Raw genomic sequence first — 14,166 nt, forward strand, 5'->3', positions numbered from 1 at the left:
GTGGTTGAATCATAAAAACTGAATCGGTTTGTTCGTTTTGTCGATTAAAGCCAAATTACGGAGATACTATGGCACTGACACTGTTTAATACCCTGACCCGCGAGAAAGAAACCTTTACACCAAGAGAAGCAGGCCGTGTGGGTATGTACGTGTGTGGCGTGACCACATACGATTTGTGTCATATTGGTCATGCACGCACCTATGTAGCATTTGACGTGGTGGTCCGTTATTTAAGAAAAATTGGTTACGACGTGACTTATGTTCGCAACATTACCGATTTGGATGACAAAATTATTAAGCGAGCAGCTGAAAATGGTGAGCCTTTTGATGCACTGACCCAACGTTACATTGATGAGATGCATCGTGATTTTGCCGCCTTAAACTTGCTGGAGCCCGATGTTGAGCCGCGCGTTACGCAGCATATGGATGACATTATTCGTATGATTGAATCGCTGGTAACTCAAGGCTACGCGTATCAAGCGGACAATGGCGATGTGCTGTTTGATGTATCGACCTTTGATGATTACGGTCGTTTAAGTCGCCAAAATTTGGAACAGTTGCAAGCAGGCGCGCGTGTTGACGTGGAAGCCAGTAAACTGGACCCGCTGGATTTTGTGTTATGGAAAAAGGCAAAGGCGGGCGAGCCGAGCTGGGATTCACCTTGGGGTGAAGGACGTCCAGGCTGGCACATTGAGTGTTCAGCGATGAATAAAGCGCACTTAGGTGAAACCTTTGATATTCACGGTGGTGGGTCGGATTTAACGTTTCCACACCATGAAAATGAAATTGCACAAAGCTGCTGTGCGAATCAAACCAACTATGTAAATTATTGGATGCATAGTGGTATGGTGCAGGTGGATGACGTGAAGATGTCGAAGTCATTGGGCAACTTCTTTACCATACGTGACGTATTAAACGCTTACGATGCTGAAACTGTGCGCTACTTCTTGCTATCAAGCCACTATCGTTCGCAACTGAACTACACGCAAGATAACCTAGAGCAAGCGCATGCGGCACTTGAACGACTCTACACTGCGTTGCGCGGGCTTACACCAAAGCAGCCCGACGAGAATCTGCGTTTACCGTACTGGAACCAGTTTACCGATGCGATGAATGATGATTTCAACGCACCCGAAGCCATGAGCGTGTTATTTGAATTGGTGCGTGAAATTAACAAGGCACGTGATAATGATGCTGGGCGTGCTGCACAGCTTGCTCATGTATTGATTGAACTCGCTGATGTACTGGGACTTTTACAGCAGTCACCGGAGAGTTTCCTGCAAGGTGGCGCTGATGATGAAGTTGCGTTGATCGAGGCATTGATTGTCCAGCGTAATAAAGCAAGAGCCGAAAAAGATTGGGCCGCTGCCGACGAAGCCCGTGACCGTCTTACTGAGATGGGGATTGTGCTTGAAGATGGTGCAAACGGCACGCAGTGGCGACGTTCATAAAAAAGAGAGGAAATTATGGCATTTGCAACCTTGCATTGTGTTGATGAACTTCAGCAAGCCATTGATAACGAACAGACCGATGCGCTGATTGTTATCGGTCATTTTGCACATATTGAAAACACGCAGTTGAGCGAAACGATTCGTGCTGCTCAGGGCACAGACCAACGCGTGGGTAAAGAGGCACTGCTTATCAGTGCAAATGATGTGCCTGGCAACCGCATGGTGGTTGCACCAACAGGACCTTTAAACCGAGACTATGACGATGTTCGTCAAGTCTTTGATGCTGCGCATAAAGCTGCAAAAATCGCGCAAGATGCAGGCGCACGTCATCCGGTCATTTTGCTCAACGGTGTGAACGTTGAAGACGAACGTTATCAGCAGGCTTTCCTCGCCGCTTATTTAGGCTTCTGCCAAGCGCTCTATCAGCCGCTCGAAGCGCGCGAGTATCATGGCGAGGATGAAATCGAACCGACCCATGATGTGACTTTAGTGGGCTCCTTGGATGCCGAATGGGCTATGGCGATTGAAGCGGGCAAACGTGTTGCTCGTGATTTGGCTGGCACTGAGCCTGAACGCATGGCACCACCGCGCTTTGCCGAATACTGCCGCAATGCGTTTGCGCACACGGCGGTTAAAGTGACTGTGATCGATGATTTCCAGCAGCTCGAGCACGAATATCCGCTTGCAGCCGCTGTAGGGCGTGCATCAGTGAGTGTTGAGCGCCATCGTCCGTGTGTTATCCGTTTAGAATACAAAGGTAGCCAGCCAGAGCGTCAAGTGATGTTTGCGGGTAAAGGGATTGTTTACGATACGGGTGGCGCCGACCTTAAAGTCGGTGGGCACATGGCGGGCATGAGCCGTGACAAAGGTGGTGCGGCTGCAGTGGCTGGATTTGTGAAAACCGTCGCTGAACTTGAGCCGGCTAACTTACATGTGATCGCTGAAATTGGGGCGGTCCGTAACAGCATCGGTTCTGATGCTTTTGTTGCCGACGAAATCATTACTGGACATAGCGGCAAGCGGGTACGTATTGGTAACACCGATGCTGAAGGGCGCCTCGTGATGGCCGATTTACTTTCGCACTTGCGTGAGGAAGCGGCGGCAAGTGATTTACCAAGTGAGCTATACACTGTAGCGACGTTAACGGGCCACGCTGCGTTAGCAAAAGGGCCATACACAGCGCTAGTACCGAATGGTCCTGCGCGCCGTGGTCAACTTGCGCAGCAACTGTTTGATGTGGGCGAAGTCTACGGCGACCCAGCAGAGATTTCATGGTCACGTCGTGAAGACTTTGACTTTGTGAAGGGACACACCCTGTGCGATGACCTCTTGTCGTCCAACAATGGGCCTTCGGCGACCACTGCACGCGGACACCAATTCCCGATGGCATTCTTAGTCGGCGTGTCGGGACTGGATGCACACGGTATCGATAGCGATAAACCGCTCAGTTATGTGCATGTCGATATCGCTGGTAGCGGCGTTGAGGGAGGCGACTGGCAGCATGGTAAGCCAACTGCAGCGCCAGTGACTTGCTTGTCTGCGCATTACTTAAAGCGTTAAATACGAAGCGCTAACGCGTTAGTTTAAAGGTGGGCTACGGTCCACCTTTTTTGTGTTTGTTAATTCATCAATTCGTCATAATTCAACGTTAGCCTTTTACCATGTCGCACATGGAGGCATCTGATATGTTAAACGTTGAACAAGTCGTAAAAGAACGACTTCCCAAGCTTGAGAACAAGCCTTGGCTATATAAACCCACCACTTGGCTTCTTAAAAATTTACTTCACGAAAGCGATATTAAAGACTTCAGTCAGCGTTATCCCAACCTACAAGGCATTGACTTTGTTGAGCAAGTCCTTGATTACTTCAACTTTACTTACTCCTACCGTAGTGCAGAGCTGGATAATATTCCGACCACTGGACGGGTGGTAATCATTGCCAACCATCCGATTGGTTCGCTCGATGGTCTCGCCTTATTAAAAATGGTCAGTGAAGTGCGTAGCGACGTAAAAATTGTTGCCAATGATTTGCTGATGAAACTACCACCGCTGCAAAGCATGTTGTTGCCGGTGCGGGTCTTTAACGGGCGTACGAGTCGTGACGATGTTAAAGCCATTCATCGGCACTTACATGACGAGGGGGTGGTGATTGTTTTTCCTTCGGGTGAGGTGTCTCGATTGCAGCCACAAGGTGTGCGCGATACACAGTGGCAAGCGGGGTTTTTAAAGTTAGCTAAAGCCACGCAGTCGGATATATTGCCGATCCGCCTGGAAGCACACAACTCGGCACTATTTTATACGGCATCAATGGTGTACAAGCCGTTAGCGACGCTATTGTTGGTGAAGGAGATGTTTCGCCAGCAAACCAAGCAGGTCAGTTGTCGTATTGGCCAGTTGATTCCTCATAAGACCATTACGCAGCATCAACACCTTGCCATGAAACAGCAAGTGAAGCTGTTTAAGAAGCACTTGTATCGTGTAGGTACGGCTAAACCGACTATCTTGCCGACTTTAACACCGATTGCACGGCCTGAGCCTAGACAAGCACTGAAGCAAGCGATAGAGGCGTGTGAACATTTAGGTGACACGCCTTGTGGTAAAGCGATTTATTGCTACCGCTTCGATGGTAGCTCGCCATTACTACGCGAAATTGGGCGTTTGCGAGAAGTGGCGTTTCGTGCGGTAGGTGAGGGTACATGGCAGCGCCGCGATTTGGATGACCATGACTTGTATTATATGCACCTTATCGTTTGGGACACAGAAGATCTTGAAATTGCAGGGGCTTACAGACTCGGTGAGTGCGCGAAAATCATCCAGAAGGTAGGTCCTAAGGGACTTTATAGCCGTCATTTTTACCAATTTGAACGGGGCATGGATGATATTTTTGCCGAGGGTTTGGAATTAGGCCGTTCATTCGTACAGCCGCGCTATTGGGGCAAACGAAGCCTAGAATACCTGTGGATGGGGATCGGTGCACTGTTAAAGCAGCATCCTGAGTATCGTTATTTATTTGGCTCGGTGAGCATTAGCAATACGTTGCCAGAGCCTGCCAAGCAAGCGCTGGTAGCCTTCTATCGGCATTATTTTCCGGCTCAGCAGTGCTTGGCCGTTGCTAATCATGCGTTTCGGGTGACTGAACATCCCGGCTTTGAGATCAATGGAGATAGCTATGACGACGACTTTAAAGCGTTAAAATCGTATTTGGGTAGCTTGGGCGCGAGTGTACCGACGTTGTATAAGCAGTATTCTGACTTATGCGAGCAAGGTGGTGTGCAGTTCTTAGAGTTTGGTGTGGACCCTGATTTTAGCGACTCAATCGACGGTTTGGTGTTGGTCGATATCAGTCGTTTAAAGACCCGTAAACGTAAACGCTATTTGGGTGAGGACGCATAACGTCTCGATCACTGGATACAAAAAAGCCTCGCATTTGCGAGGCTTTTTTCATTTAGGCGACTGTTTTAGTCTTTAAACTGCTTACCAAAGTAAGAGTCTTCTAACCAATGTGGACGCTGTGGATCATTGGCGATTTCTTTACCGATTTCGTAGTTAATATCAGTAAAGCGCGTTGCTGATTCGTAGTTCACTTCTAGGTTGTGAAGGTCATCACTTGGACGGTGGTAGTTCTCAGCGAAGAATTTACCCCACACTTCACCGCCATCTTCACCTTCAGTGCGAGAAGTAAAGCCGGTCATTAAGAATACCGCGGGGATACCTTTTTTAACCAACGTGTAGTGATCTGAACGGGTAAAGATCGCTTGCTCAGGCATTGGATCAGGGCTTTGCTCAATATTGAACTTAGCGGCTGCTTTCGAAACAGTATCACCCAGTGTTGAGTGTGATGCGCCAAACGCAATGACGTCAGCAAAATCATACAGCAGTACCGGCATATCCAAATTCACGTTAGCGACGATGCTATTAAGTGGTACGGTTGGGTTATTAGCGAAGTAGTCAGCACCCAATAGACCTTTTTCTTCTGCGGTCACTGCCAAGAACATGATAGAGCGTTTGTTTTCTTGACCCGACTCAACAAACATACGTGCTGTTTCCAACATCACCGACACACCTGATGCGTTATCCATCAAGCCGTTATTGATGGTGTCATCGCTGCTTAAGTCTTTAACGACACCAATATGGTCTGCGTGAGCTGTGTATACCACGTACTCGTCTTTTAACTTCTCATCAGTACCCGGCAACACCGCCGCCACGTTAGGGCTGGTGGTTTCTTCGTGATTAGACTCTTTAGCTAAAGATACAGAGCCGTTTAGCGGGAAGCCTTTTGGTGAAGCGTTTGGATCTTCTTCGATCTGCTTAAAGATAGCTTCCAGCGGCTGTTCAGCACCTTTAAACATCGCTTTACCCGCATCAATATTTACATAGGCAGAACCCATTAATTGCTGTTCTTCACCTTGCGGCAAGCCATTTGGACCAATCCAGGTCATACGAGGCGTTTTGGTGTAGTAAACACTGGTTTCGAACTCGCGCACTTTTTCACGCTCTGGCGTGTGCAATGTAATGATACCGACAGCGCCTTTTTCGCGTGCGATATCACCTTTGATATTAGCTAGATGCGCACCTTCTTCGCTCGGTAAGTCTGCTGGACGACCTGTCAGCATAACAACGATTTTGCCTTCAACATCAAGACCTGCATAATCGTCTAAGCCAAATTCAGGTGCTTCCATACCGTAGCCAACAAACACTAACGGCGCAGTGACTTCGCTTAACTGGCTATAGTGACTTGGACCTGTAATGAATTGTTTACCGAACGTAAGTTCTGTTGTTTCACCGTCAACGGTATATGACATTTTGGCACTGTTAGGTACCAACGTGCTGATTCTAAACGGGATACGTTGGAAATAGGTGCCATCTTCCCCTGCTGGTTGTAAGCCCATTTGCTTAAACTCAGAGGCGATATATTTAGCGGCGATTTCATGACCGCGGCTACCCGTCTCACGACCACGTAGGTCGTCACTTGCCAAGAACTCAAGATGCGCTTTGATGTTTTGTTTTTGCGCACTGACTTCAGGTGCTTGAGAAGTGGTTGTATCCTGACCACCACATGCTGCTAGCGACGCAGCTAACAGCGTGGGGATGAGCAAGCGTGTTACTTTCATCAGTTAAATTCCCATAGTTGTCTTTGTTATTACATCAACCACAGTGTACCCCACGTCGTACAGGATCACTACCAACTCGATGAACAAGAGTGTTGCAAAACGTAAACTAGTTATGTAATGTTATATTATCACATTAAACGTTAGAAGCTCTCCCTGAGTAAAAACAACAGTAGGTATGTCTATGAAGTCGTTAAATGCAATTACATTAGCTGTTTTGGCAGCACTTCCTGCCTGCGCTCTTGCTCAAGCGCAACAGCAAGGCAACGATCAAGCGCGGTCAAAGAAAGTGGATGAGACCATTGTTATCCAAGCGAGCCCATTGAATAAAACGGCGCTCGAGAGCACACAGCCAGTCAATATTATTTCTGGCGATGACTTAAAGCAGAAGCAGGCGCATAGCTTAGGCGAAACCCTTGCGCTTGAGCCAGGCATTAATAACACGCATTTCGCGACCGTGGCGGGTAGTCCGATTATTCGTGGTTTGGGTGGGCCGCGCGTAAAAGTGACACAAAATGGTTTGGATACCGGTGATGTATCGCGCGGCAGCCCCGACCATGCGGTTACTACAGAGACCAGTACCGCAGAACAAATCGAAGTAATGCGTGGCCCAGCAACGCTATTATATGGTAGTGGCGCGATCGGTGGTGTAGTCAACGTGGTTGACCAACGTATCCCATCAGAGCCGGTTTATGGTATCGAAGGTGGCGTTAATGCCAGTTATGACAGCGTTAACAATGGACGCAGCGGTTCGTATGATATGACGATGGGCAACGGCGAATGGGCGCTGTATGTGGATGCGCATCGCCGTTTGTCGGATAACTATGACACACCTGACTTTATGAATGATGAAGGTGAAGTGTTAGACGAGGTTGAAAACAGCTTTGTCGATTCGAAAGGTGGCACTGTGGGTGCTTCTTATCAGTTCGATAAAGGCTACTTTGGTATCTCTTATCAGGGCCTTTATCAAGAGTATGGCATTCCGGGTCATGAGCATCACCACCACGAGGACGAAGGTCATGAAGAGGAAGGACATGACGAGGGACACGAACACGCTGAAGAGGCGGGTCCTTTTGCTGATTTAGAGCAGCAACGTTGGCAGATAGCAGGTGAACTGCGTGATCCCTTTGCAGGTTTTGAAGCGGTGGAAATGCGCGCAGCTATCACTGACTATCAACACAGTGAAATTGAAGGCGCAACCGTTGGCACTCAGTTCAAGAACCAACAAAAAGAAGTGTGCGTGATAGCTAAGCACGCACCGTTAGCTGGATGGACCGGCGCTGTTGGTTTTCAATGGGATATTTCTGATAAAACAGCGACGGGTGAAGAAGCGTTCACCCCCGACACGCAACGTCGCAGTCAAGGTGTTTTCTGGGTTGTCGAGCGTGAGATTGGCGATCACCATGTTGACTTAGGTATTCGCCAAGAGCGAACTGACTTGAGCAGCACCGAATTGGCGTTAGACACCTTCAATGCGACATCGCTCTCGGCGGGTTACATGTATCACATTGATGATGCAAGCTCATTCTCAATCAATCTATCGCATTCGGAGCGCGCCCCGAGTGCGACTGAAGTATTCTCGAACGGTGAGCACTTCGCAACACGTACTTATGAATTAGGCACATTATACGAGCTGCATGACGAAGGTAATGGTGAGTACCATTTGCATCAAGAAAATGCGGATATGGCGCTTGAAACCTCAAATAATATTGATCTCGGTTATCACTACGAAACAGAACGTTTTCACTTACAAGCGAATGTGTTTTATAACCGCGTCGATGACTTCATCTATGAACGTTTCACGGGTATTAGTTCAACAGCGATTCATACCGATGAGGGCCATGATGAACATGTGGGTGAAGAAGCGCATGACCACGACCATGAGCATGACGAAGAGGGTTTAATGGTTGTGCAATTTTCACAGGCAGACGTTAACCTCTACGGTTATGAGTTGGAAGCTGATTATCGTTTAACCGATGCTTGGTCATTACATGGCTTTAGCGATTATACCCGTGCCGAATTGCGCGATGGGGGCGATTTACCACGCATCCCAGCGCAACGCGTAGGTACTGAAGTACGTTATCAAGCAACAAATTGGGATGGTGCTATTGGTTATACGCGCTACTTAACGCAAGACAAGATTGCAGCTAACGAAACTGAAACTGACGGTTTTGGCTTGTTAAATGCGCGCGCAAGTTTTTATCCCAATTGGTTAGCACAGTATGGTGCGACTGTTTACTTGAAAGGTGAAAACTTGACTAATCAACTAGGTCGCGTGCATAGCTCGTTTTTGAAAGATGATGCGCCGATGGCGGGTCGTAACTTTAAAGTCGGCGTGTCAGTGACCTTCTAACCCTGTTTATTGACCGCAGAGGCTGAACATCGCGCAGCATCTTTGGTATTCTTGTCCGGTTAAAAAATAAGACAGGAAACCAATGATGTTGCGTTTTTCATTATTAACGGCTGGTGTGATACTAGCCTCAGCGGTCATGCAACCACATGCCGCAAGTAAAGAACTATCCATTGAGCGAATTTTTAGCTCACCTTCGCTATCCGGCGACTCAATGCGCGCGTTGCGCTTCTCACCCGACGGTCAACGTTTAACCTATTTAAAAGGTCGTGCTGATGATGCCAGCCATTACGATCTCTGGTCTTACGATTTAGCGACTGAAAAACATCAACGTTTGGTGAATGCGGATGACGTGTTTGCCGGCGAAGAAGTGTTATCCGATGAGGAAAAGGCGCGTCGTGAGCGTTTACGTTTAAGTGGTTCAGGTATTGTGAGCTACCAGTGGTCGGCGCAGTCGGACGCGTTGCTATTCCCTCTCGCGGGCGACGTCTACTACTACTCGTTGGCGACCGGAGAAGCGCGCCAAATCACTCAAACCGAAGCGTTTGAAACCGATGCTAAGCTCTCGCCTCAAGGCCATTATGTTTCGTACATTCGTGAGCAGAACCTTTATGTATATTCGTTAGAAACGGGTCAAGAGCAAGCCGTAACGAGTACAGGAGGCGATACGATAAAGTACGGTATGGCCGAGTTTGTTGCTCAAGAAGAAATTGATCGCATGACAGGCTACTGGTGGGCGCCTGACGAAAAAAAAATTGCCTTGACGCGAGTGGACGAGTCGCCCGTTGACATTGCCGTGCGTAGTGAGATCTATGCTGACCATATTGACATGATCGAGCAACGTTATCCTTTTGCGGGCACTCCAAACGTGAATGTCGACCTTGGCGTAGTGAACGTTGATATCAAAGACCAGAAGAACCTTGAGTCGTCTATTGATTGGCTGGGTCTGGAGGCATTAGGTGACGGTTACTTAGCTCGAGTGAAGTGGCTCAAAGACAGTCAGCACTTTAGTTATCAGTGGCAGAGCCGTGATCAACAAAAGCTTGATTTACATATCGTCGACGCCAACAACCAAAGTGATGAAGTTATTTTGACTGAGACCAGTGATAGCTGGATTAACCTCAACGATGACTTGTACTTTCTTGACGACAATAAACATTTCATCTGGGGATCAGAGCGCAGTGGCTACAAACACCTTTATCTGTATCGCGTCGACGGTGGTTTAATTCGTCAATTGACTTCGGGTGATTGGCAGGTTGACGAGCTCGCTGCGATCGATGAAAAAACGGGCGTGTTTTATTTTACCGGGCGCGAGAAGTCACCGCTCGAGCTGCATTTATATCGTAACCAATTAAATACGACATCACCGGCTACGCCAAGTCGTATTACTGAACGCGAAGGGATGCACCATATTCAGTTTGCTGCTGATGGTAGTTCATATGTTGATACATTCGAGTCCTATCAACAGCCACCGCAGATCAGTTTGAATGGCCCGACGGGTAAGCGCCTGACTTGGCTTAAAGAAAACAAAATCGATGAGCAACATCCGCTTAAACCATACTGGCGCGACTGGTTGTATCCAGAATTTGGTACCTTGGAGGCCGATGATGGGCAAACCTTATACTACCAACTGACTAAACCAGCGAACTTTGACTCAACTAAACACTACCCAGTGATGGTCTATGTGTACGGCGGCCCCGGTGCTCAGGTCGTGACTAAGGGGTGGGGTAACTACTTAGTACAGTATATGGCGCAGCAAGGTTACGTGGTATTTAGTGTGGATAATCGAGGCTCGTTTAACCGTGGCAAAGCATTTGAAGCGCCGATTTACAAAAATATGGGTACTCCTGAAATTGCTGATCAAATACGCGGTGTCGAGTTCTTACGTAGCTTGGATTATGTAGACCCAGAGCGCATCGGTATTCACGGTCACAGCTACGGCGGTTATATGACCTTGATGGCGATGTTTAAAGCGCCTGAGTATTTTGCCGCTGGCGTCTCAGGCGCGCCTGTGACGGACTGGCGTCTATACGACACGCACTACACCGAGCGCTATATGGGGATGCCCCAGCAAGGTGACGCGTACGAGAAAGCGTCGGTATTTCCCTATACGGACGGTTTGAGCGGTGATTTGATGATTTATCACGGCATGGCTGATGATAATGTGCTATTCACTCATAGCACAAAGCTATATAAGCAGTTGCAGGATAACGCACAGCCATTCCAAATGATGAATTACCCGGGTAAGAAGCACTCGCTTAATGGCAAGAACACGCGCATTCACCGTTACCAACTCATTGCCAACTTTTTTCAACAAACGCTGAAGCAATAATAGGTTATACTAGCGACTCTGAAACGAACTTAAACTGTTGAGGAGTCGCTATGCGCTTTTTATCTCGCCGTTTGGTCATGCCTAATGACCTTAACTTTGCTGGTTCTTTATTCGGTGGTCGTATCCTCGAGTGGATTGACGAAGAGGCCTATATCTTTGCCAGTTGCCAATTGGGTGCTAAGAGTTTGGTGACTAAACACATTGGCGCGATTACTTTCGAAACCTCAGCTTTCCAAGGTGATGTGGTAGAGTTTGGTTTGCAAGTTAAATCGGCAGGTCGCACGTCACTTAACATTACTTGCGTGGTTAGAAATAAACACACCAAGCAAAATATTTGTACTGCTGACGATATTGTTTTCGTTCATATTGACCCAGAGACCCGTCAACCGACACCTCATGGCAAAACGAAAGAAGAATTGGATGAGTTTAACTTCGAAAGTTAATATCGATGAGATAAAAAACGGCGCATTTTCGTGCGCCGTTTTTTTTGTCCAACGACCGAGTGGTTAGATTGGAGAGCCGGGTGGTAAAGCCGCTGGCGCATACCCCGCAGGCCACTCACCTTCAGTTAAGTAATGCTCTAGCTGTTCGCCGAGGGCTTCGACAACTACATGACCCTTTAGCTTGCCCACGAGCGTTGCCGTGGCTTTACGTAATGCAAGGCGAACCTCGGGCGCGACGCTCTCATTTTGCATGGTTTCGACAAGTGCATTGGCTGCCGTCACAAGCACGCGTTGACTAACAGGGTCGTCAGGCTGAGCCTGCCAGTCTTCAAGTAGCGTATTAAATAGCGTATTCACCACAGCAACAGGTGAAGGGACTTCACTCTTCATCGCGTGTTGCTGACTTAACCGGTTCAGACGCTGTGGATTGAAAATCAGCGATAAACTAAAGCCCGAAGCACTTGCCGCCATGCTCACAGGATCCGGTATTAATCCGGTTCGACCGCCGAATCGTTCACGATTATCAGAATAACCGTAAGCCAGCGGTACTAACAATTTTTGGATGCTCTGTGGCACGCGAACGGTATCTGCGCGTACGGTTTCAATCAGTAGATCGAGCGCGCGCTTCTGCGCGGCTGGACTGACTGGGCCGTAATCGTTTGGCTTTTGGTCATTGATGTAATATTGATAGTTTACGCCCCCTAACCACTTTACTGCGGCTTCGGTTTGATAACGATGCAATAGATAAATCGGTACGAACACTTCTTGCAAGTCACTGAGCGCAGCGTCAGAAGATAGCTGATGCTGGCCAAAGTTACTGAGCACTTGTTTACGCACGTTGAGTAGACGTTCGAGTTCGGTCACCGCATCACTACCATTATCCCATAAATGCGCTGTCGGGTGGGCGCCACTGACAGGGCGGGCGTCGCGATCGGAAATGAAGCTTAAACCGAGCGACTTATTTTGCTGTAAAATGCGGTCAAGTTGCTCTTGCTCACTTGGCATACCACCGAAATCGCTATAACCGTAAGCGATAACTTGCTTATCCCATTCACCAATCCCAGTGTCATAAGCATCGTTAAGACTGACTTCACCGTCTGTTGTAAGCGTCACAAGTGGATGTGGGTAGTCCATCACTGATGCACGATTGTCACTACTCGCCGCAAAATTATGTGCGATTCCCAGTGTGTGTCCGACTTCGTGGGCGCTCAACTGGCGAATCCGCGCCAATGCCATTTGCTCGATTTTTTCTTTTAGTGCTTCGCTATTTTCTTTATTGAAAGGGCCTATTAACCCTTCAGCAATTTTCATATCTTGACGCACGCGCAAAGAACCCAACGTGACATGGCCTTTGATGATTTCACCTGTGCGCGGATCGATGACTGAGGAACCATACGACCAACCTCGCGTGGCTCGATGCACCCACTGAATCACGTTGTAACGCACGTCCATAGGGTCAGCGTCAGCGGGCAACATTTTTACTTGAAACGCGTTTTCGTAGCCAGCTGCTGCAAATGCTTGTGCCCACCATGAGGCGCCTTCAAGTAAGGCCGATTTCACGGGCTCTGGCGCGCCCGGATCAAGATAGTAGGTGATAGGTTGTTGTGGGGCACTACTTGAGGCAATAGGATCTTTTTTGGCTAAACGATGACGCGGAATGACACGTTGTGAAATAGATTCGCCCAAAGGAGCCGAATAGTCGTAATAGGTTTGCGCCCAGAAGCCACTATTAGGAGCAAAGACACGCGGACGATAATTGTTATCGGGTAAGCGGATAAACGAGTGATGCAAATGCAAGGTCAGCGCATCGGCATTAGGTAAAATGGCGTTCACGTAGTGCCCTTTACCTTGGCCTACAAAAGTAACCGTTGCCTCTAGCTCGGTGTTATCAGGAAAGCTCTTAGAGCGATCGGGATAAACAACGGAGCGGCTATTATCGATACTATATTGGCCTTGGTCCGTCTGTTGTAAGCGCTCACTTACCCCATGAACATCAGTCATTAAGAATGGCGTGTAATCTATTAATACACCGTCCGCATTTGATGCGACAGCATCAAACCCAAACAGTGTGCTATCGGCAAAGGCTTGCTGCACACTGGCATGCTCTGCTGGGTTTTTATCACCCGCTCGGTATTGGGTATTCTCAGCAACTAATAACACCCGTTGGCCTTGCACTTTAAAGTGAGCCAGTTGAGTTTGTCCCAGTTGACCGCGATCAAGGCCGACATCATTCGAGCCCAATCCCCACGGCAAGCTGGTCTGAAAAATAAATGAGTTTTCGGTGTAAGGCACAAAAAGATAATATTTGCCGTGTTGGCTATCGTGATAAAGATCAAAAAAGCCTTCTGCCTTTTCCATCGATTGTGTGAACTCTGCAACACTCGGGGTCGGTTCAGTGGCGGCTGTTGCTATGCTTGCTTGTAACAACGCAATACTGACCCATACAACGCGAATAAAATTCCGCATGTTGGCTTCCTTCTTGT

Annotated in this window: 8 protein-coding genes; 6 read left to right on the top strand and 2 right to left on the bottom strand. The window is 48.2% G+C overall.

Annotated elements, in window-relative coordinates; translation table 11 throughout:
* Window positions 1-68: 68 nt before the first annotated feature.
* The 3 genes from cysS to BFR57_RS08165 all read left to right on the top strand — a co-directional run bounded on the left by cysS (window position 69) and on the right by BFR57_RS08165 (window position 4,843).
* The gene (gene cysS / locus BFR57_RS08155; protein WP_071463495.1) at window positions 69-1,451 is read left to right on the top strand and encodes a cysteine--tRNA ligase; all 1,383 of its coding nucleotides are present in this window, start codon (window positions 69-71) and stop codon (window positions 1,449-1,451) included.
* A 15-nt stretch (window positions 1,452-1,466) separates the two neighbouring features.
* The gene (locus BFR57_RS08160; RefSeq protein WP_071463496.1) at window positions 1,467-3,011 is read left to right on the top strand and encodes a leucyl aminopeptidase family protein; all 1,545 of its coding nucleotides are present in this window, start codon (window positions 1,467-1,469) and stop codon (window positions 3,009-3,011) included.
* 125 nt (window positions 3,012-3,136) lie between these two features.
* Window positions 3,137-4,843, top strand: coding sequence for a GNAT family N-acyltransferase (locus BFR57_RS08165; RefSeq protein ID WP_071463497.1), 1,707 nt, complete (start codon window positions 3,137-3,139; stop codon window positions 4,841-4,843).
* Between the two features lie 65 nt (window positions 4,844-4,908).
* On the opposite strand, the gene BFR57_RS08170 is transcribed toward BFR57_RS08165, so the two are convergent.
* On the bottom strand, window positions 4,909-6,561 hold the full coding sequence (locus BFR57_RS08170) for a M28 family metallopeptidase (RefSeq protein ID WP_071463498.1): 1,653 nt from the start codon (window positions 6,559-6,561) through the stop codon (window positions 4,909-4,911).
* Between the two features lie 181 nt (window positions 6,562-6,742).
* On the opposite strand from BFR57_RS08170, the gene BFR57_RS08175 reads away from it, so the two are divergent.
* From BFR57_RS08175 to BFR57_RS08185, 3 genes are all read left to right on the top strand, one after another.
* The gene (locus BFR57_RS08175; RefSeq protein WP_071463499.1) at window positions 6,743-8,911 is read left to right on the top strand and encodes a TonB-dependent receptor; all 2,169 of its coding nucleotides are present in this window, start codon (window positions 6,743-6,745) and stop codon (window positions 8,909-8,911) included.
* A gap of 85 nt (window positions 8,912-8,996) precedes the next feature.
* Window positions 8,997-11,240 (top strand): alpha/beta fold hydrolase, encoded by a 2,244-nt coding sequence (locus tag BFR57_RS08180; RefSeq protein ID WP_216096922.1) that lies wholly within the window; start codon window positions 8,997-8,999, stop codon window positions 11,238-11,240.
* 50 nt (window positions 11,241-11,290) lie between these two features.
* Window positions 11,291-11,683, top strand: a complete 393-nt coding sequence (locus tag BFR57_RS08185; protein WP_071463501.1) for a hotdog domain-containing protein — start codon at window positions 11,291-11,293, stop codon at window positions 11,681-11,683.
* 63 nt (window positions 11,684-11,746) lie between these two features.
* Here the strand turns inward: BFR57_RS08185 and BFR57_RS08190 are convergent, their stop codons facing one another.
* Window positions 11,747-14,149: a zinc-dependent metalloprotease gene (locus tag BFR57_RS08190; protein WP_071463502.1), complete on the bottom strand. Its 2,403-nt coding sequence runs from the start codon at window positions 14,147-14,149 to the stop codon at window positions 11,747-11,749.
* Between the last annotated feature and the right edge of the window lie 17 nt (window positions 14,150-14,166).

The organism is Idiomarina sp. MD25a (assembly GCF_001870515.1).
Taxonomy (GTDB): domain Bacteria; phylum Pseudomonadota; class Gammaproteobacteria; order Enterobacterales; family Alteromonadaceae; genus Idiomarina.

What these genes read in the sequence shown, in the direction of transcription:
- BFR57_RS08185 (WP_071463501.1), top strand. Translation starts at nt 11,291, where the DNA reads ATGCGCTTTTTATCTCGCCGTTTGGTCATGCCTAATGACCTTAACTTT.
- BFR57_RS08170 (WP_071463498.1), bottom strand. Translation starts at nt 6,561, where the DNA reads ATGAAAGTAACACGCTTGCTCATCCCCACGCTGTTAGCTGCGTCGCTA.
- cysS (WP_071463495.1), top strand. Translation starts at nt 69, where the DNA reads ATGGCACTGACACTGTTTAATACCCTGACCCGCGAGAAAGAAACCTTT.
- BFR57_RS08175 (WP_071463499.1), top strand. Translation starts at nt 6,743, where the DNA reads ATGAAGTCGTTAAATGCAATTACATTAGCTGTTTTGGCAGCACTTCCT.
- BFR57_RS08160 (WP_071463496.1), top strand. Translation starts at nt 1,467, where the DNA reads ATGGCATTTGCAACCTTGCATTGTGTTGATGAACTTCAGCAAGCCATT.
- BFR57_RS08180 (WP_216096922.1), top strand. Translation starts at nt 8,997, where the DNA reads ATGTTGCGTTTTTCATTATTAACGGCTGGTGTGATACTAGCCTCAGCG.
- BFR57_RS08165 (WP_071463497.1), top strand. Translation starts at nt 3,137, where the DNA reads ATGTTAAACGTTGAACAAGTCGTAAAAGAACGACTTCCCAAGCTTGAG.
- BFR57_RS08190 (WP_071463502.1), bottom strand. Translation starts at nt 14,149, where the DNA reads ATGCGGAATTTTATTCGCGTTGTATGGGTCAGTATTGCGTTGTTACAA.